The organism is Salmonella bongori NCTC 12419 (assembly GCF_000252995.1).
GTDB lineage: Bacteria > Pseudomonadota > Gammaproteobacteria > Enterobacterales > Enterobacteriaceae > Salmonella > Salmonella bongori.
In genome coordinates, this window is record NC_015761.1 from 717,814 (window position 1) to 736,390 (window position 18,577).

Here is an 18,577-nt window from a genome sequence, read left to right on the forward strand (position 1 = left end):
TAATGGAATTTAGTGAAAATGATCACATAAAGGTATCTTTTCGCCTGTCACAATCGCTGCCAGACAATAACAACTTATTTGTGGGGATCTTCATGAACCTGACGACTCTGACCCACGCCAGTGCTGTCTGTGTGCAGGCGCGTTATACCAGCCGTGATGAGGCCATTCGCCAGCTTACAATGCGTCTGGTGGCGCTTGGCAAAATTTCAGATGGCGACACATTTTTGTCGGAAGTCTTTCGTCGCGAGTCGCTCGGTCCCACTGCGCTTGGCGAAGGGCTGGCTGTCCCCCATGGCAAAACAGTCGTGGTGAAAGAAGCGGCTTTCGCGGTTGCAACTCTCAGCGAACCGCTGGCGTGGGAGGGCGTGGACGGGCCGGAAAACGTTGAGCTGATCTTCCTGCTTGCCATCCCGCCTGCTGAAGCGGGAACCACGCATATCCAGGTACTGACAACGTTGACGTCTCGCCTGGCGGACGATGTTCTCCGGGCACGCGTGATGGCGGCAAGCTCAGCGGAAGCCCTGCTTGCTGCTCTGGAGGAGGCTCCTCAGGAAGACGAGGTTGTCACATTGGTCGATGTGCCAACCGTCGTTTGCGTCACCGCGTGTCCAGCCGGGATTGCCCATACCTATATGGCGGCTGAATATCTGGAAAAAGCCGGGCGTAAGCTTGGCATTAACGTGGTGGTTGAAAAACAGGGGGCGAACGGTATTGAAGATCGCATTACTCCTCAACAGTTACAGGCGGCGAAAGCGTGCATCTTCGCCGCCGAGGTGGCAATCAAAGAAAGCGAGCGTTTCGCGGGAATTCCGGCCATTTCAGTGCCGGTTGCGGAACCGTTACGTCATGCCGAACATTTAATTGTGCGTGCGCTGGCATTATCGCCCTCATCAGGGACGCAGCCGGTACAGGCTGAAAAAAAGAGCGTAAAGACGGAGCTAAAGCAGGCACTTCTCAGCGGTATCTCCTTTACAGTGCCATTGATTGTCGCCGGGGGGACGGTGCTGGCCGTGGCAGTGCTGTTGGCGCAAATGTTCGGTCTGCAGTATCTGTTCGACCAGGAGAATTCGTGGTTGTGGATGTACCGGAAACTGGGCGGCGGTATGCTCGGTATTTTGATGGTGCCGGTACTTTCCGCCTATACCGCCTGGTCGCTGGCGGATAAGCCTGCGCTTGCTCCGGGCTTTGCGGCTGGTCTTGCCGCCAACATGATCGGCTCCGGTTTCCTGGGGGCTGTCGCGGGCGGCCTGATTGCAGGTTATCTGATGCGTTGGGTGAAAAACCATATTCGTCTCAGCAATCGTTACAACGGTTTTTTAACTTATTATCTCTATCCTGTCATCGGCGTGTTGGGGGCGGGCAGCCTGATGCTGTTTGTCATTGGCGAACCGGTGGCGTGGCTGAATAACTCTCTCACCGCCTGGCTGAACGGGCTGTCAGGAGCGAACGCGTTGTTGCTCGGAACGCTTCTTGGTTTTATGTGCTCTTTCGATTTGGGAGGGCCAGTCAATAAAGCGTCGTATGCGTTCTGTCTGGGTGCAATGGCCAACGGTGTCTATGGGCCCTATGCCATCTTCGCTTCTGTAAAAATGGTGTCAGCCTTTACTGTGACCGCCTCAACGATGCTCGCGCCACACCTTTTCAAACCGTTTGAGATTGAGACTGGCAAATCTACGTGGCTGCTTGGTCTGGCGGGCATTACCGAAGGGGCTATCCCGATGGCGATAGAAGATCCGCTGCGGGTGATAGGCTCGTTTGTCCTTGGCTCTATGGCCACAGGAGCGATTGTCGGCGCGATGGGAATTGGGTTGTCCACGCCAGGGGCTGGCATTTTCTCCCTCTTTTTATTGCATCCTGCCGGGATGAATGGCGTGACTGCGGCAGCTGGCTGGTTTGGCGCAGCGTTGATAGGCACCGCCATCTCCACAGTGATTTTACTTCTCTGGCGACGCCATGCCGTTGGGCACGGTAAGTACATTATTGAAGACGTCACGCCATAAATACTCATACACAGGAAACGAAGATGAAAGCTGTATCTCGCGTTCATATTACGCCGCATATGCACTGGGACCGTGAGTGGTACTTCACCACCGAAGCGTCACGAATTCTCCTGGTCAATAATATGGAGGAGATCCTTACCCGTCTTGAGCAGGACGAAACGTATAAATACTACGTTCTCGATGGTCAGACGGCGGTGCTGGAAGATTATTTTACCGTGAAACCGGAAAACAGGCCGCGCGTAAAGACGCTGGTGGAAGCCGGAAAGCTGATTATCGGGCCCTGGTATACCCAGACTGATACGACAATTGTCTCCGGCGAGTCGATTGTGCGTAATTTGATGTACGGCATTCGCGACTGTATGGCCTTTGGTGAACCCATGAAAATTGGCTATCTGCCGGATTCCTTTGGGATGTCCGCGCAGCTTCCACACATCTATAACGGCTTTGGTATTACACGAACGATGTTCTGGCGTGGCTGCTCCGAACGACACGGTACCGATAAAACCGAGTTTCTTTGGCAGAGTAAGGACGGCAGTGAAGTCACGGCCCAGGTGCTACCGCTGGGCTACGCGATTGGTAAGTACTTACCGGAGGATGAGGCAGGACTGCGTAAACGCCTCGATAGCTATTTCGACGTACTGGAGAGTGCTTCCATCACCAAAGAGATTTTGCTGCCCAACGGCCATGACCAGATGCCGCTGCAGCAGAACATTTTTGCGGTGATGGATAAGCTTCGTGAAATCTATCCGCAACGTAAGTTTGTGATGAGCCGGTTTGAGGAGGTGTTCGATTACATCGACGCCCACCGGGATGAACTGACGACGCTGAAAGGGGAGTTTCTTGACGGGAAGTACATGCGTGTGCATCGCACAATTGGCTCCACGCGAATGGACATCAAAATTGCCCATGCCCGTATTGAAAATAAAATCGTCAATCTTCTCGAACCGCTGGCGTCGCTCGCCTGGACGTTAGGATTTGAATATCACCACGGTTTACTGGAAAAAATGTGGAAAGAGATATTGAAAAACCACGCTCACGACAGCATCGGTTGCTGCTGTAGTGACAAGGTACATCGCGAGATTGTTTCCCGGTTTGCGCTGGCGGAGGACATGGCTGACAACCTGATATGCTTCTATATGCGCAAGATTGTCGATAACATGCCGCAAACCGACGCAGACAAGTTGGTGATGTTTAACCTCATGTCCTGGCCGCGTGAAGCGGTGATTAACACCACGGTACGTCTGCGTGCCAGCCAGTTCCGTCTGCGTGATGATAAAGGCAACGATATTCCGTATTTCATTCGTAGCGCCCGCGAGATTGATCCTGGATTAATTGACCGGCAAATCGTCCATTATGGGAATTACGAACCGTTTATGGCGTTCGAGATCCAGCTCAATCAGATCCTTCCGTCGATGGGATACTGCACGCTCTTTATCGAACCGCATGTTGCCGGGAAAATAATCCCCCCGATGACACAGACGCAAGCACTGCTGGAAAATGCCTTCTGGCGAATTGATATCAACAATGATGGCACGCTGCGGCTATGTGATAAAGCGTCCGGACTTATCTATGACCGCGTGCTGGAAATTGAAGAGAGCTCCGATGATGGCGATGAGTATGACTACTCGCCTTCAAGGGAAGAGTGGAGACTCACGTCCGCGCAAGGAGAACATGATGTTGAGGTGATACGTGAAGGCTGGCAGAGCAGGGCGATAATTCGTCACCGTATGGCCGTTCCGGCAAACCTGGCCGAGCGCTCGGCGCATCAACAAAATGGTTATCTTCAGACCAATATTGAGGTGACGCTAAGCCATAACAGCAGGCGAATTGATGTGACTGTGCATCTGGATAATCAGGCTGATGACCACCGTATACGTATTTTGATCCCCACACCGTTTACAACGCAAGAGGTGTTAGCCGATACGCAGTTTGGTTCGATCACTCGCCCGGTACGGGATGCCGCAATGGAAATCTGGCAGGCCGAGGGCTGGAAAGAAGCGCCGATCCCTGTCTGGAACTTACTCAACTATGCTGTCCTTCAGGAAGGTCGTAATGGACTTGCGCTGTTCACCGAGGGGCTTCGCGAGTTTGAAGTTGTCGGTGATGACAAAAAGGCGTTCGCATTGACCCTGTTGCGTGGGGTGGGATTACTCGGCAAAGAAGATCTGCTCTTGCGTCCTGGCAGGCCATCCGGTATCAAAATGTCGGTCCCTGACTCTCAGATGCGTGGCCCGCTAAGTTGTCGGTTCAGCCTTTTCAGTTTCAGTGGGGCACCTGAAAACGCAGGGGTTGCCCAGCAGGCTAAATCATGGTTAACGCCCGTACAGTGCTACAACAAAATCCCCTGGGACGCGATGAAGCTTAATCGCGCCACGTTCAGCACGCCTGAGAATTATAGTCTTCTTACCCTTTCGCCGACGGGATGCGTGCTTAGCACCCTTAAGAAAGCAGAAGATCGGGATGAGTTGGTGCTCCGCTTGTTTAACCCTTCTGACACGCACTCCTGTGATGCTGCACTTTCTGTGAATGCCGGCATGATAACGTGCCGCGAAACAGACATGAATGAACGGATAGTGGATGGGGGAGAAGAGCCACGCATTGCAGGCGCATTTAAACCGGGGCAATCGCGCACCTTCAGCATTCAGATAGCGTGATAACAAGTTAAGGAATCAACGGGCTGCAGACATTGCGGCCTTTTTTTCATAAAATAATCACTATTCGGTATTAATTTAAGATATAGCAAAAGTAAATTTAATGTCACTCCACGGGCTGGCAGGAACAGGATGGGAAATAGTCGCAAGAAACTAACATTAATGGTTTACCCTGATGTGAAATACCGTTTGCCTTCTGCGTTAATTAAAATCATTTCTGTTTATATTTTATGTCGTCTCTAATAACTGGCAATACCTTTATGTACACATATTGTTAACATCATTTTCACCATTCATGGCATTGTTAAACATGATTAACACCAAGGTCTGTTTTTTGATTTAAATCAATATTTAATCCTTGGAAAAATTCATCAAAAGGCGCTAAATTGTCCTCGATCAAAATGACCAAAAAACGGTAATTTTGCTATAAATTGATCGCCGTCGAAAAACGTAAATGTGATTCAATAAAAACCTGTTTATTGTAGGGATTTTACGGCGTAATATATTTGCGGGATCAATTTGGGTTTTTAATTAACATGTTTGTAACTTTTCATCATTACTGTTTCCTTTCCGAGGGGATAGTACGATGAAAGGCAGCAAATAAATTTATATTGGGGCATGCGTGTGACCCTTTCTAACGGGGTTCACTCTCGGAGTCTTCATGCGATGAGCAAGGAGTCATGATGTTAGATATAGTCGAACTGTCGCGCTTACAGTTTGCCTTGACCGCGATGTACCACTTCCTGTTTGTGCCGCTGACGCTCGGTATGGCGTTCCTGCTGGCCATTATGGAAACGGTATACGTCCTTTCCGGCAAACAGATTTATAAAGATATGACTAAGTTCTGGGGCAAGTTGTTTGGTATCAACTTTGCTCTGGGTGTGGCTACCGGTTTGACCATGGAGTTCCAGTTCGGGACAAACTGGTCGTACTACTCCCACTACGTTGGCGATATCTTCGGTGCGCCGTTGGCGATCGAAGGTTTGATGGCCTTCTTCCTCGAATCCACCTTTGTAGGTCTGTTCTTCTTCGGCTGGGATCGCCTGAGTAAAGTCCAGCATATGTGCGTTACCTGGCTGGTGGCGCTGGGGTCCAACCTCTCCGCATTGTGGATCCTGGTGGCAAACGGCTGGATGCAAAATCCAATCGCTGCGGATTTCAATTTCGAAACCATGCGTATGGAAATGGTGAGCTTCTCTGAACTGGTGCTGAACCCGGTAGCACAGGTGAAATTTGTTCATACTGTTGCGTCCGGCTATGTCACTGGTGCGATGTTCATCCTTGGTATCAGCGCTTACTATATGCTGAAAGGCCGTGACTTCGCCTTTGCTAAGCGTTCTTTTGCTATTGCCGCCAGCTTCGGTATGGCTGCCGTACTGTCCGTTATCGTACTGGGCGATGAATCTGGTTACGAAATGGGTGATGTGCAGAAAACCAAGCTCGCTGCGATTGAAGCAGAATGGGAAACGCAGCCTGCTCCGGCCTCCTTTACCCTGTTTGGTATTCCTGATCAGGATAAACAGGAAAACCATCTGGCAATTCAGATCCCTTATGCGCTCGGCATTATCGCTACGCGTTCCGTGGACACGCCAGTTATTGGTCTGAAAGACCTGATGGTACAGCATGAAGAGCGTATTCGTAACGGGATGAAAGCCTATGCACTGCTGGAACAGCTGCGTGCCGGTTCTACCGACCAGGCCGTTCGCGACCAGTTCAACAGTATGAAGAAAGATCTCGGTTATGGTCTGCTACTGAAACGCTATACGCCGAATGTGACTGACGCGACCGAAGCGCAGATCCAGCAAGCGACGAAAGATTCCATTCCACGCGTTGCGCCGCTCTATTTCGCGTTCCGTATCATGGTGGCGTGCGGCTTCCTGCTGCTGGCAATTATTGCGCTTTCTTTCTGGAGCGTGATTCGTAACCGCATCGGTGAGAAAAAATGGCTGCTGCGTGCCGCGCTGTACGGTATTCCACTGCCGTGGATTGCGGTAGAAGCGGGCTGGTTTGTGGCGGAATATGGCCGTCAGCCGTGGGCGATTGGTGAAGTGCTGCCGACAGCTGTGGCGAACTCATCGCTGACCGTTGGCGATCTACTGTTTTCCATGTTCCTGATTTGCGGCCTGTATACCCTGTTCCTGGTGGCAGAATTGTTCCTGATGTTCAAATTTGCACGCCTTGGCCCAAGCAGTCTGAAAACCGGTCGCTATCACTTTGAGCAGTCCACCGCGACTACTCAGCCGGCACGCTAAGACAGGAGTCGTCAAATGATCGATTATGAAGTACTACGTTTTATCTGGTGGCTGCTGGTTGGCATTTTGCTGATTGGTTTCGCAGTCACCGATGGCTTCGACATGGGGGTGGGGATGCTCACCCGTTTCCTCGGTCGTAACGACACCGAGCGTCGAATTATGATTAACTCCATCGCCCCGCACTGGGACGGTAACCAGGTGTGGTTGATCACTGCGGGCGGTGCGCTGTTTGCCGCCTGGCCGATGGTTTACGCCGCCGCGTTTTCCGGCTTTTATGTGGCGATGATCCTGGTGTTGGCCTCTTTATTCTTCCGTCCGGTTGGTTTTGATTACCGTTCCAAGATTGAAGATCCGCGCTGGCGTAACATGTGGGACTGGGGCGTTTTCATCGGTAGCTTTGTGCCGCCGCTGGTGATTGGCGTAGCCTTTGGCAACCTGCTGCAGGGCGTACCGTTCCACGTAGATGAATATCTGCGCCTGTATTACACCGGTAACTTCTTCCAGTTGCTAAACCCGTTTGGTCTGCTGGCGGGTATCGTCAGCGTCGGGATGATCATTACTCAGGGTGCAACCTATCTGCAGATGCGTACTGTGGGCGAGCTGCACCTGCGCGCCCGCGCCACCTCGCAGATTGCGGCGCTGGTGACATTAGTGTGCTTTGCGCTGGCCGGTGTTTGGGTGATGTACGGTATTGATGGTTATGTGGTCACCTCCGTGATTGATCCTCATGCCGCTTCTAACCCACTGACCAAAGAAGTTACGCGTGAAGCGGGCGCCTGGCTGGTGAACTTTAATAATGCGCCGATCCTGTGGTTAGTTCCGGCGCTGGGCGTGGTTCTGCCGCTGCTGACTATTCTGACTTCCCGTATGGAGAAAGGCGCGTTGGCATTCCTGTTCTCTTCGCTGACGCTGGCCTGCATTATTCTGACCGCTGGTATCGCCATGTTCCCGTTTGTGATGCCGTCCAGCACGATGATGAATGCCAGCCTGACCATGTGGGATGCGACATCCAGCCAGATGACGCTGAACCTGATGACCTGGGTCGCGGCGGTATTTGTACCGATCATTCTGATCTATACCAGCTGGTGTTACTGGAAAATGTTCGGTCGTATCACCAAAGAACATATTGAAAGTAACACTCACTCTTTGTACTAAGTAAGGAGCTTAAAATGTGGTATTTCGCATGGATTCTGGGAACGCTTCTTGCCTGTGCATTCGGGATCATTACCGCCCTGGCGCTTGAGCACGTTGAAGCGGGTAAAACCGGCCAGGAAGAAAGCTAATGATCCATATTGTCGCTATGCAATATACAAAATCATTTAAGTTGCATCGCGGCGGCAAGGCTGCGAATCCCCAGGAGCTTACATTAGTAAGTGACTGGGGTAACAAATCTGTCAGGAACAGATTTGAACGCTGCTTGCAGCGGCCCTGTAGGGGGGAGGCCCAGTGATGGGCCGACTAACAGCCGCAGCCAACAAAGAGGCAGCTTAGAGGATGAAGTATATTTATGCGGTAATGGACAAGCGCCCGTTAAGGGCGCTTTCCTTCGTGATGGCGATAGTGTTGGCAGGATGTATGTTCTGGGACCCATCACGTTTTGCTGCTAAAACCAGCACGCTTGAAATCTGGCACGGCTTATTGCTGATGTGGGCGGTTTGCGCAGGGATAATCCACGGGGTAGGGTTTCGTCCAGAATCCGTTCACTGGCAAGGGATTTTTTGTCCGCTGCTTGCGGATATCGTTCTCATCATCGGCCTGATTTTCTTCTTCTTGTGAATAAGAAACCTCCTTAAAAATATAGGGGCTTGCATAAGCCCATATATTTTTACTCTCCCTTAACTTCCCCCCATTCCCAAGCCTCACTCCCACGCGTATAGTAGCAACGTTCAAAAGCGCTACTTTTGTTGCATTACCGGGATGTAAAGTGAATACACGGCGATATACAACGGCATTCTTGATGCATTGCGGCGGCGAGTGCATATCTCGCCAGAAGCTTACAAAAGTAAGTGACTGGCGCGAGTGGCAAAGCCAACAAAGAGGCAACAAGAATGAATAAGTATATATTTCGGTGGCCGGTACGTGTTTATTACGAAGACACGGACGCCGGCGGTGTGGTGTATCACGCCAGCTATGCGGCTTTTTATGAAAGAGCGCGTACGGAAATGTTGCGCCACCACCACTTCAGCCAACAGGTGCTGCTGGCGGAGCGAGTTGCCTTTGTGGTGCGCAAGATGACGCTTGAGTATTATGCGCCTGCGCGGCTCGACGATATGCTTGAAGTTCAAACAGAAATTACGTCAATGCGTGGCACCGCTTTGGTCTTCACGCAACGCATTGTCAACGCAGAGAACACGGTGCTGAATGAAGCAGAGGTTCTGATTGTTTGCGTTGATCCACTCAAAATGAAGCCTCGTGCGCTTCCTAAGTCTATTGTCGCGGAGTTTAAGCAGTGACTGACATGAATATCCTTGATTTGTTCCTGAAGGCGAGCCTTCTGGTTAAACTTATCATGTTGATTTTGATTGGTTTTTCAATAGCGTCCTGGGCCATCATTATCCAGCGAACGCGCATTCTGAACGCCGCTGCGCGTGAGGCTGAAGCGTTTGAAGATAAATTCTGGTCTGGAATCGAACTTTCTCGTTTGTACCAGGAAAGCCAGGGCAGACGCGATAATCTGTCGGGATCGGAACAAATCTTTTATAGCGGATTCAAAGAGTTTGTCCGGCTCCATCGTGCCAACAGCCATGCGCCGGAAGCGGTGGTAGAGGGGGCGTCGCGTGCGATGCGCATCTCAATGAACCGCGAGTTGGAAACGCTGGAAACGCATATTCCTTTTCTCGGCACGGTAGGTTCTATCAGTCCCTATATCGGTCTGTTTGGGACCGTATGGGGGATCATGCATGCGTTTATTGCCCTGGGGGCAGTAAAACAAGCGACTCTGCAAATGGTTGCGCCAGGTATCGCGGAAGCGTTGATTGCCACGGCGATTGGTCTGTTTGCCGCCATTCCGGCAGTCATGGCCTATAACCGTCTGAATCAGCGCGTCAACAAGCTGGAATTGAACTACGACAACTTTATGGAAGAGTTTACTGCGATTCTGCATCGTCAGGCGTTTACCGTAAGCGAGAGCAACAAGGGGTAAGCCATGGCCAGATCGCGTGGACGAGGTCGCCGCGACCTCAAGTCTGAAATTAACATTGTACCGTTGCTCGACGTACTGCTGGTGCTGCTGCTGATCTTTATGGCGACAGCGCCAATCATTACCCAGAGCGTGGAGGTCGATTTACCGGATGCGAATCAGTCGCAGGCGGTCAGCAGCAACGACGATCCGCCGGTCATTATCGAAGTTTCCGGAGTAGGGCAATACAGCGTGGTGGTTGATAAAGAGCGAATGGATCAACTGCCGTCCGAACAGGTCATCGCAGAGGCAAAGCGTCACCTACAGGCCAATCCGAAAACGGTCTTTTTAATCGGCGGTGCGAAAGAAGTGCCGTACGATGAAATAATTAAAGCGCTGAACTTGTTACACAGTGCGGGCGTGAAATCGGTTGGCTTAATGACGCAGCCAATCTGAAGTCTGCGTCCCGCTGGCTTGAAAAACAGCGAGTAACAGGCGAACAGTTTTTTGGGAACCGAGAGTGTCAAAGGCAACCGAACAAAACGACAAGCTCAAACGGGCGATAATTATTTCAGCCGTGCTGCATATCATCTTATTTGCAGTACTGATCTGGAGTTCGTTCGATGAGCACATAGAGGCTTCCGCCGGCGGCGGCGGTGGCTCCGCCATCGATGCAGTCATGGTCGATCCCGGGGCGGTTGTACAGCAGTACAACCGCCAGCAGGATCAACAGGCCAGCGCCAGACGTGCGGAACAAGAACGTAAAAAGCTGCAACAGCAGCAGGAAGAAGAGCTTCAGCAGAAGCAGGCTGCCGAACAGGAGCGCCTGAAGCAACTTGAGAAAGAACGTTTAGCGGCCCAGGAGCAACAAAAGCAGGCCGAAGAGGCGGCAAAACTGGCGCAGCAGCAACAGAAACAAGCAGAAGAAGCAGCGCAGAAAGCAGCAGCGGATGCGAAGAAAAAAGCGGAAGCCGAAGCAGCGAAAGCGGCGGCAGACGCGAAGAAAAAAGCGGAGGCTGAGGCAGCGAAAGCGGCGGCGGACGCGAAGAAAAAAGCGGAGGCTGAGGCAGCGAAAGCGGCGGCGGACGCGAAGAAAAAAGCGGAGGCTGAGGCAGCGAAAGCGGCGGCGGATGCGAAGAAGAAAGCGGAAGTTGAGGCAGCGAAAAAAGCCCAGGCTGAAGCGGAGAAGAAAGCCGCAGCCGAAAAAGCGGCAGCTGATAAAAAGGCTGCCGCAGATAAAGCGGCAGCAGAGAAAAAGGCGGCAGAGAAGAAAGCGGCTGCGGAAAAAGCTGCGGCGGATAAAGCGGCTGCTAAAAAAGCCGCAGCTGAAAAAGCGGCCGCTGCAGAGGGTGTCGATGATCTGCTTGGCGATCTCAGTTCGGGTAAGAATGCGCCGAAAACCGGCGGTGGTGCAAAAGGCAACAATGCTTCTCCTGCGGGGAGTGGTAATACTAAAAATAATGGCGCATCAGGCGCGGAGATTAATAACTATGCCGGCCAGATTAAATCGGCGATTGAGAGTAAGTTTTACGACGCATCGTCTTATGCAGGTAAAACCTGTACATTGCGGGTAAAACTGGCCCCGGATGGCATGTTGTTGGATATCCAGTCTGAAGGAGGTGATCCTGCGCTTTGTCAGGCAGCGCTTGCCGCAGCCCGACAGGCGAAGATTCCAAAACCACCAAGCCAGGCGGTATATGAAGTGTTTAAAAATGCACCTTTGGACTTTAAACCGTAAGCTAAACTTTCCCCGTTATGACAGGGAAAACAATCTTCGGTCATCGTAGGGTTCTGGTAGTTTTGTGTATTTGAGTTTGTTAACATTCTGCTAAATTATCGTGGGTCTTGGGCCCAGGTATGGGAGATATGATGAAGCAGGCATTACGAGTAGCATTTGGTTTTCTAATGCTGTGGGCGGCGATGCTGCACGCAGAAGTCCGTATCGAGATCACCCAGGGGGTGGACTCGGCGCGCCCAATTGGCGTTGTGCCCTTTAAATGGGCCGGGCCGGGCGCCGCGCCTGAAGATATCGGCGGTATCGTTGCTGCAGATTTACGCAACAGCGGTAAATTTAACCCGTTAGACAGGTCTCGACTGCCGCAGCAGCCCGCCACCGCTCAGGAAGTGCAACCTGCCGCATGGTCTGCGCTGGGTATTGACGCCGTCGTTGTTGGGCAGGTTACTCCGAATCCGGACGGTTCTTATAATGTCGCTTATCAGCTGGTTGACACTGGCGGCGCACCGGGTACTGTACTGGCACAAAATTCTTATAAAGTGAATAAACAGTGGTTGCGCTATGCAGGCCATACCGCCAGTGACGAAGTCTTTGAAAAACTCACCGGTATTAAAGGTGCGTTCCGTACCCGTATTGCCTACGTTGTACAAACTAACGGCGGTCAGTTCCCATATGAGCTGCGCGTGTCGGATTACGATGGTTACAACCAGTTTGTTGTGCACCGTTCTCCGCAGCCGCTGATGTCTCCTGCGTGGTCACCGGATGGTTCAAAACTGGCATATGTGACTTTTGAAAGCGGTCGCTCCGCGCTGGTTATCCAGACGCTGGCGAACGGTGCCGTGCGTCAGGTTGCGTCTTTCCCGCGTCACAACGGCGCGCCGGCGTTCTCGCCGGATGGGACTAAACTGGCTTTTGCATTGTCGAAAACCGGTAGCCTGAATCTGTACGTTATGGATCTTGCTTCCGGCCAGATTCGTCAGGTTACGGATGGGCGTAGCAACAATACGGAGCCGACCTGGTTCCCGGACAGCCAGACACTGGCTTTTACCTCTGACCAGGCTGGACGTCCGCAGGTATATAAAATGAACATCAATGGCGGTGCGGCACAGCGTATTACCTGGGAAGGTTCGCAAAACCAGGATGCGGATGTTAGCAGCGACGGTAAATTTATGGTAATGGTAAGCTCAAATAATGGGCAGCAGCACATTGCCAAACAAGATCTGGTGACGGGTGGCGTACAGGTTCTGTCGTCAACGTTCCTGGACGAAACGCCAAGTCTGGCACCTAACGGCACGATGGTAATCTACAGCTCTTCTCAGGGGATGGGATCTGTGCTGAATTTGGTTTCTACAGATGGGCGTTTCAAAGCGCGTCTTCCGGCAACTGATGGTCAGGTGAAATCACCTGCCTGGTCGCCGTATCTGTGATAATAATTAATTGATTACTAAAGGAATTAATAAATGCAACTGAACAAAGTGCTGAAGGGCCTGATGATTGCCCTGCCTGTTATGGCAATCGCGGCATGTTCTTCCAACAAGAACGCCAGCAATGACGGTAGCGAAGGCGGTATGCTGAACGGCGCCGGCACTGGTATGGACGCTAACGGCAACGGCAATATGTCATCTGAAGAGCAAGCGCGTCTGCAGATGCAGCAGCTGCAGCAGAACAACATCGTCTACTTCGATCTGGATAAATATGATATCCGTTCTGACTTCGCGGCTATGCTGGATGCGCACGCTAACTTCCTGCGTAACAACCCGTCTTACAAAGTCACCGTAGAAGGTCACGCGGACGAACGCGGTACCCCTGAATACAACATCTCCCTGGGCGAGCGTCGTGCGAATGCCGTTAAGATGTACCTGCAGGGTAAAGGTGTTTCAGCTGACCAGATTTCCATCGTTTCTTACGGTAAAGAAAAACCTGCAGTACTGGGCCACGACGAAGCGGCTTACGCTAAAAACCGTCGCGCTGTACTGGTTTACTAAGAGAATTGCATGAGCAGTAACTTCAGACATCACCTGTTGAGTCTGTCGTTACTGGTTGGCATAGCGGCCCCCTGGGCCGCTTTTGCTCAGGCGCCAATCAGTAGTGTCGGCTCAGGCTCGGTCGAAGACCGGGTCACTCAACTTGAGCGTATCTCTAACGCTCACAGCCAGCTTTTAACCCAACTTCAGCAGCAACTCTCCGATAATCAGTCTGATATTGATTCTTTACGTGGTCAAATTCAGGAAAACCAGTATCAACTGAATCAGGTGATTGAGCGCCAGAAGCAAATCCTGTTGCAGCTAGGGAATTTGAATAATAGTGGCGCAGCGCAGACTACAGACGGCGCTCAGAGTGGGGCGACACCTGCTGCGACCCCGGCTCCCGAGGCTGGTGCGGCAACGTCTGGCACGCCAGTACAGACTGGCGACGCGAATACTGATTACAATGCGGCAATTGCGCTGGTGCAGGATAACTCCCGCCAGGATGAGGCGATTGTGGCATTTCAGAACTTCATCAAGAAATACCCTGATTCTACTTATCAGCCGAATGCCAATTATTGGCTGGGCCAGTTGAATTACAACAAGGGTAAAAAAGATGATGCGGCCTATTATTTCGCTTCGGTAGTAAAAAACTATCCTAAGTCGCCGAAGGCGGCGGATGCGATGTATAAAGTTGGTGTTATCATGCAGGACAAAGGTGATACGGCAAAAGCAAAAGCAGTGTATCAGCAGGTAATTAGCAAATATCCTGGCACAGATGGCGCGAAACAGGCACAGAAACGTCTTAACGCGATGTAATGTGTACGACGCGACCAGAAAACGCCTTTTTTCTGGTCGCGTCGTGTGATTCCTAAGCAGTTGAGTTTCCCGTATCGAAATTTTTGTTGCGCTCAAATCTGAAATCAGTAATATATGCCGCCGTTGCCACGGGATATTAAACAGCCTGTAAGCAATGCCAGAGTGGGTCGTTAGCTCAGTTGGTAGAGCAGTTGACTTTTAATCAATTGGTCGCAGGTTCGAATCCTGCACGACCCACCAATCGTTAAGGTGGAAAACAATAGTAAAATGTGAAGGATAACGTTGCGTCAGCAACGGCCCGTAGGGCAAGGCGAAGCCAGTCATCCTGCACGACCCACCACTAGCGTAAGTTAGTAAACGTATCCAGCGTAGTATCGGGTGATTAGCTCAGCTGGGAGAGCACCTCCCTTACAAGGAGGGGGTCGGCGGTTCGATCCCGTCATCACCCACCACTCGGGTCGTTAGCTCAGTTGGTAGAGCAGTTGACTTTTAATCAATTGGTCGCAGGTTCGAATCCTGCACGACCCACCAATTTTCGAATTGGTGCCGAGTAAAAATCTTTCAGGTAACACCCTAACGGGTCGTTAGCTCAGTTGGTAGAGCAGTTGACTTTTAATCAATTGGTCGCAGGTTCGAATCCTGCACGACCCACCATCCTGAATGATTAAGCAGCAAATCCCGTAAGGGGTCGTTAGCTCAGTTGGTAGAGCAGTTGACTTTTAATCAATTGGTCGCAGGTTCGAATCCTGCACGACCCACCAATGTAAAAAAGCGCCCTAAAGGCGCTTTTTTGCTATCTGCGGTTTATAAGATTCGAACCTGCAGCAGGCTCGGATCGAACGCAGTAACGTTCCGGTGAACTCACCTTGATCATCGAATCCATCGGCGATGGTCCAAGTCCCATCCGCAGGTAAAACTCCCGCGCTTCGTCAGACAGCGTATGAACCAGCATCCCGCGGATGCCGATAGTCGCCGCCACCTGAATCACCTGCAGCCCGGCGTCGCGAAACAACGCCCGACCAATGCCCTGCCCATGTAGAGACCGATCCACTGCCAACCGCCTCAACACCACAACCGGGATTGGATCAGGCATATTACGACGAAAGCGACCGGGGCAGTGTTTGTCGTCACTGCGCTGGAAGCCAGTGAGTAATACGCTTGTACCTTAAAATCACAATTATTGTGACTTTTATTCGTCAATCGGCTATCTTGTTTAGCATATAAAACAAAAGCAACCGATAATATGTGTGTTTTGTTTGAATTCGGTTGTTTCGTTAAGCAAATAAAACGAGAAGCCATGATGAGCGCAATGTTTGGTCTACAAACCGCACTTTACCCGTTCCCACCGAAGCCCGCGCCGTTGAGCGTTGATGAAAAGCAATTCTACCGTGAGAAAATCAAACGGCTTCTCAAAGAACAGGATGCGGTAATGGTGGCCCACTACTATACCGATCCGGAGATTCAACAGCTCGCGGAAGAGACCGGCGGGTGTATTTCCGACTCCCTGGAAATGGCCCGTTTTGGCGCGAAGCACCCTGCGTCTACACTGTTGGTGGCAGGCGTGCGATTTATGGGTGAAACCGCCAAAATCCTCAGCCCGGATAAAACTATTCTTATGCCTACTTTAGCGGCGGAGTGTTCGCTGGATTTGGGCTGCCCGATAGACGAATTTAGCATGTTTTGTGATGCTCATCCGGACCGGACCGTGGTGGTCTATGCCAATACCTCGGCTGCGGTAAAAGCGCGTGCGGACTGGGTTGTGACCTCCAGTATCGCCGTAGAACTGATTGAGCATCTGGATAGTCTGGGGGAAAAAATTATCTGGGCGCCGGACAGACACCTGGGGAATTATGTGCAAAAACAGACCGGGGCCGATATGCTGTGCTGGCAGGGAGCCTGTATTGTGCATGACGAATTTAAAATCCAGGCACTGATCCATTTGAAAAAAGTCTATCCCGAGGCCGCTATTCTGGTCCATCCTGAATCGCCGCAGTCCATTGTCGATATGGCTGATGCGGTGGGTTCCACCAGCCAGCTCATTAATGCGGCGAAAACCTTGCCGAACAAACAGCTTATCGTGGCGACCGATCGCGGCATCTTTTATAAAATGCAGCAGGCGGTGCCTGATAAAGCGCTACTTGAAGCGCCTACGGCTGGCGAGGGTGCGACCTGCCGCAGTTGCGCGCATTGCCCCTGGATGGCAATGAATGGTCTGAAAGCCATAGCAGAAGGGCTGGAGCAGGGCGGCGCGGCGCATGAGATACAGGTCGATGCGGCGCTACGCGAGGAGGCACTACTGCCTCTTAACCGGATGCTGGATTTTGCGGCTACACTTCGGGCGTAAAACATAACCTCCTGGAGGGGAAAGATGGATTTTTTTAGCACGCAAAACATATTGATGCACATTCCCATCGGTGCAGGCGGGTACGATCTTTCCTGGATCGAAGCGACAGGCACTATTGCTGGGCTGCTCTGTATTGGGCTTGCCAGTCTGGAAAAGATCAGTAACTACTTTTTTGGGTTGGTGAACGTTATCTTGTTTGCGATTATTTTCTTTCAAATCCAGCTTTATGCGAGCCTTCTGCTGCAACTCTTTTTCTTTGCCGCCAATATTTATGGCTGGTATGCGTGGTCGCGGCAGACCAACGATAATGAAACGGAGCTCAGGATCCGCTGGCTGCCGTTGCCAAAAGCAATAGCATGGCTGGCAACATGCATAATAGCCATCGGTCTGATGACGTTCTATATCGATCCGGTATTTGCCTTCCTGACCCATGTGGCCGTCACCATTATGCAGATGCCGGGGCTACAGGTGACAATGCCCGTACTGCAACCGGACGCCTTTCCGTTCTGGGACTCCTGCATGATGGTGCTATCTATCGTAGCGATGATTCTGATGACACGTAAATATGTCGAAAACTGGCTACTGTGGGTGATAATCAACGTGATTAGCGTGGTAGTTTTTGCCTTGCAGGGCGTCTATGCGATGTCGCTGGAATATCTGATTCTGACATTTATCGCGATAAACGGCAGCCGTATGTGGATAAACCGCGCGCGCGAACGAGGGTCGCGCGCGCTCTTCCGTTAATGATGATGAATATGCCCTGATGGCGTCTGATTCAGATGGCAGTCCGGGCCGTGGCAGACCTGATACTCCATCTGAATTGTGGCGTGCCCAATGTGATATTCGTGCATCAGGAAGTCCTGAATACGTTTCAGCAGCGCATCGTGGTCGTGAGGTGGAATGACCTGAGCGTGCAATGTCATTACCGGTTTTTCGCCGACCATCCAGACATGCACATGGTGTACGTTGCGAACTTCGGGGATTTCCCGACTTAAATGACGTTGTAAAACGTTAATATCCAGTGAAACCGGTGCGCCTTCCAGCAACTCATTGACGCTATCTTTTAATAGCCGCCAGGCGCTGCGGAGTACCAGCACGGAAACCAGGATAGAGAGAATCGGATCTGCAGGCGTCCAGCCTGTCCAGATAATGATCAGCGCGGCGGCTATTGCACCGACAGAACCCAACAAATCGCCCATCACATGGAGCGCGGCGGCGCGAACGTTCAGGTTTTTTTCATCGCTTCCCCGGTGAAGGACCCAGAATGCCAACAGGTTCGCAAGCAGACCCGCGATCGCGATAATCATCATCAGACTGCCCGCCACCGGGCGCGGCGTATAAAAGCGCTCTATCGCTTCCCAGACAATGAGAATCGTAATGACTACCAACGCAATGGCATTGACAAAAGCCGCCAGCGTGGTGAGTCTTAGCCAGCCAAACGTATGGTGGGCCGTCGGTGGACGGCGAGAAAACTGTACCGCCAGCAGCGCAAAGAGAAGGGCCGCTGCGTCGGTGAGCATATGTCCCGCATCCGCCAACAACGCCAGAGAGCCGGAAAGGATCCCACCCACCACCTCAAGGAGCATAAATCCGGCGGTAATGGTAAAGGCGAAAAGCAGGCGACGAGCATTATTATCTTTCGGCAGGTGTGAGTCGGCATGAGAGTGTGAGTGCGCCATAATGTCATTCCTTTG

Annotated in this window: 16 protein-coding genes, 5 tRNA genes and 1 pseudogene; 20 read left to right on the forward strand and 2 right to left on the reverse strand. The window is 51.7% G+C overall.

The features are described 5' to 3' along the window. Positions 1–92: 92 nt before the first annotated feature. The 18 genes from mngA to SBG_RS03395 all read left to right on the forward strand — a co-directional run bounded on the left by mngA (position 93) and on the right by SBG_RS03395 (position 15,300). Positions 93–2,000, forward strand: a complete 1,908-nt coding sequence (gene mngA, locus SBG_RS03310) for a PTS 2-O-a-mannosyl-D-glycerate transporter subunit IIABC (protein ID WP_001054841.1) — start codon at positions 93–95, stop codon at positions 1,998–2,000. 23 nt (positions 2,001–2,023) lie between these two features. Continuing rightward, complete coding sequence (mngB, locus tag SBG_RS03315; protein WP_000648940.1) at positions 2,024–4,654, forward strand: mannosylglycerate hydrolase; 2,631 nt, start codon at positions 2,024–2,026, stop codon at positions 4,652–4,654. A 680-nt stretch (positions 4,655–5,334) separates the two neighbouring features. Continuing rightward, on the forward strand, positions 5,335–6,903 hold the full coding sequence (cydA, locus tag SBG_RS03320; protein WP_000884367.1) for a cytochrome ubiquinol oxidase subunit I: 1,569 nt from the start codon (positions 5,335–5,337) through the stop codon (positions 6,901–6,903). 15 nt (positions 6,904–6,918) lie between these two features. After that, positions 6,919–8,058 (forward strand): cytochrome d ubiquinol oxidase subunit II, encoded by a 1,140-nt coding sequence (gene cydB, locus SBG_RS03325; RefSeq protein WP_000568260.1) that lies wholly within the window; start codon positions 6,919–6,921, stop codon positions 8,056–8,058. A 14-nt stretch (positions 8,059–8,072) separates the two neighbouring features. Then, complete coding sequence (gene cydX, locus SBG_RS03330) at positions 8,073–8,186, forward strand: cytochrome bd-I oxidase subunit CydX (RefSeq protein ID WP_000270278.1); 114 nt, start codon at positions 8,073–8,075, stop codon at positions 8,184–8,186. 211 nt (positions 8,187–8,397) lie between these two features. Further along, a complete protein-coding gene (ybgE, locus tag SBG_RS03335; protein WP_000875304.1) occupies positions 8,398–8,679 on the forward strand; it encodes a cyd operon protein YbgE in 282 nt (93 codons plus the stop codon). Positions 8,680–8,951: 272 nt separating this feature from the next. Next, the gene (gene ybgC / locus SBG_RS03340; protein ID WP_001046007.1) at positions 8,952–9,356 is read left to right on the forward strand and encodes a tol-pal system-associated acyl-CoA thioesterase; all 405 of its coding nucleotides are present in this window, start codon (positions 8,952–8,954) and stop codon (positions 9,354–9,356) included. Then, complete coding sequence (gene tolQ / locus SBG_RS03345; RefSeq protein WP_000131317.1) at positions 9,353–10,045, forward strand: Tol-Pal system protein TolQ; 693 nt, start codon at positions 9,353–9,355, stop codon at positions 10,043–10,045. Before ybgC ends, tolQ begins: the two co-directional genes overlap by 4 nt. A gap of 3 nt (positions 10,046–10,048) precedes the next feature. After that, the gene (gene tolR, locus SBG_RS03350) at positions 10,049–10,477 is read left to right on the forward strand and encodes a colicin uptake protein TolR (RefSeq protein WP_000124467.1); all 429 of its coding nucleotides are present in this window, start codon (positions 10,049–10,051) and stop codon (positions 10,475–10,477) included. Between the two features lie 64 nt (positions 10,478–10,541). Continuing rightward, positions 10,542–11,759: a cell envelope integrity protein TolA gene (gene tolA, locus SBG_RS03355; RefSeq protein ID WP_000030609.1), complete on the forward strand. Its 1,218-nt coding sequence runs from the start codon at positions 10,542–10,544 to the stop codon at positions 11,757–11,759. Between the two features lie 131 nt (positions 11,760–11,890). Next, positions 11,891–13,183 carry a Tol-Pal system beta propeller repeat protein TolB gene (tolB, locus tag SBG_RS03360; RefSeq protein WP_015702772.1) on the forward strand — a complete coding sequence of 431 codons (1,293 nt, stop codon included), beginning with the start codon at positions 11,891–11,893 and terminating at the stop codon, positions 13,181–13,183. A gap of 33 nt (positions 13,184–13,216) precedes the next feature. After that, positions 13,217–13,741 carry a peptidoglycan-associated lipoprotein Pal gene (gene pal / locus SBG_RS03365; RefSeq protein ID WP_001176619.1) on the forward strand — a complete coding sequence of 175 codons (525 nt, stop codon included), beginning with the start codon at positions 13,217–13,219 and terminating at the stop codon, positions 13,739–13,741. A 9-nt stretch (positions 13,742–13,750) separates the two neighbouring features. Next, positions 13,751–14,539 (forward strand): cell division protein CpoB, encoded by a 789-nt coding sequence (gene cpoB, locus SBG_RS03370; RefSeq protein WP_000097543.1) that lies wholly within the window; start codon positions 13,751–13,753, stop codon positions 14,537–14,539. A 164-nt stretch (positions 14,540–14,703) separates the two neighbouring features. Further along, positions 14,704–14,779 (forward strand) — tRNA-Lys (locus SBG_RS03375). Positions 14,780–14,915: 136 nt separating this feature from the next. Continuing rightward, positions 14,916–14,991: transfer RNA gene (locus tag SBG_RS03380), tRNA-Val, on the forward strand. A gap of 3 nt (positions 14,992–14,994) precedes the next feature. Then, a tRNA-Lys gene (locus SBG_RS03385) sits at positions 14,995–15,070 on the forward strand. A 47-nt stretch (positions 15,071–15,117) separates the two neighbouring features. Continuing rightward, positions 15,118–15,193, forward strand: a tRNA-Lys gene (locus SBG_RS03390). Positions 15,194–15,224: 31 nt separating this feature from the next. Then, positions 15,225–15,300 (forward strand) — tRNA-Lys (locus SBG_RS03395). Between the two features lie 32 nt (positions 15,301–15,332). On the opposite strand, the pseudogene SBG_RS03400 reads toward SBG_RS03395, so the two are convergent. Further along, positions 15,333–15,712 (reverse strand): annotated as a pseudogene (locus tag SBG_RS03400) (GNAT family N-acetyltransferase); the annotation flags it as partial. A gap of 127 nt (positions 15,713–15,839) precedes the next feature. Between SBG_RS03400 and nadA the strand changes: the two are divergent. Both nadA and pnuC read left to right on the forward strand, forming a co-directional pair. Then, positions 15,840–16,883, forward strand: a complete 1,044-nt coding sequence (nadA, locus tag SBG_RS03405; RefSeq protein ID WP_001275526.1) for a quinolinate synthase NadA — start codon at positions 15,840–15,842, stop codon at positions 16,881–16,883. A gap of 24 nt (positions 16,884–16,907) precedes the next feature. Then, the gene (gene pnuC, locus SBG_RS03410) at positions 16,908–17,627 is read left to right on the forward strand and encodes a nicotinamide riboside transporter PnuC (protein ID WP_000345383.1); all 720 of its coding nucleotides are present in this window, start codon (positions 16,908–16,910) and stop codon (positions 17,625–17,627) included. On the opposite strand, the gene zitB is transcribed toward pnuC, so the two are convergent. Then, on the reverse strand, positions 17,624–18,562 hold the full coding sequence (gene zitB, locus SBG_RS03415; RefSeq protein ID WP_000951258.1) for a CDF family zinc transporter ZitB: 939 nt from the start codon (positions 18,560–18,562) through the stop codon (positions 17,624–17,626). The two genes, pnuC and zitB, sit on opposite strands and share 4 nt — an antisense overlap. Positions 18,563–18,577: the final 15 nt, after the last annotated feature.

Coding starts and splice junctions, on each gene's coding strand:
- cydA (WP_000884367.1), top strand. CDS start 5,335: ATGTTAGATATAGTCGAACTGTCGCGCTTACAGTTTGCCTTGACCGCG.
- nadA (WP_001275526.1), top strand. CDS start 15,840: ATGAGCGCAATGTTTGGTCTACAAACCGCACTTTACCCGTTCCCACCG.
- tolB (WP_015702772.1), top strand. CDS start 11,891: ATGAAGCAGGCATTACGAGTAGCATTTGGTTTTCTAATGCTGTGGGCG.
- pnuC (WP_000345383.1), top strand. CDS start 16,908: ATGGATTTTTTTAGCACGCAAAACATATTGATGCACATTCCCATCGGT.
- ybgE (WP_000875304.1), top strand. CDS start 8,398: ATGAAGTATATTTATGCGGTAATGGACAAGCGCCCGTTAAGGGCGCTT.
- mngB (WP_000648940.1), top strand. CDS start 2,024: ATGAAAGCTGTATCTCGCGTTCATATTACGCCGCATATGCACTGGGAC.
- zitB (WP_000951258.1), bottom strand. CDS start 18,562: ATGGCGCACTCACACTCTCATGCCGACTCACACCTGCCGAAAGATAAT.
- mngA (WP_001054841.1), top strand. CDS start 93: ATGAACCTGACGACTCTGACCCACGCCAGTGCTGTCTGTGTGCAGGCG.
- cydB (WP_000568260.1), top strand. CDS start 6,919: ATGATCGATTATGAAGTACTACGTTTTATCTGGTGGCTGCTGGTTGGC.
- pal (WP_001176619.1), top strand. CDS start 13,217: ATGCAACTGAACAAAGTGCTGAAGGGCCTGATGATTGCCCTGCCTGTT.
- cydX (WP_000270278.1), top strand. CDS start 8,073: ATGTGGTATTTCGCATGGATTCTGGGAACGCTTCTTGCCTGTGCATTC.
- cpoB (WP_000097543.1), top strand. CDS start 13,751: ATGAGCAGTAACTTCAGACATCACCTGTTGAGTCTGTCGTTACTGGTT.
- ybgC (WP_001046007.1), top strand. CDS start 8,952: ATGAATAAGTATATATTTCGGTGGCCGGTACGTGTTTATTACGAAGAC.
- tolR (WP_000124467.1), top strand. CDS start 10,049: ATGGCCAGATCGCGTGGACGAGGTCGCCGCGACCTCAAGTCTGAAATT.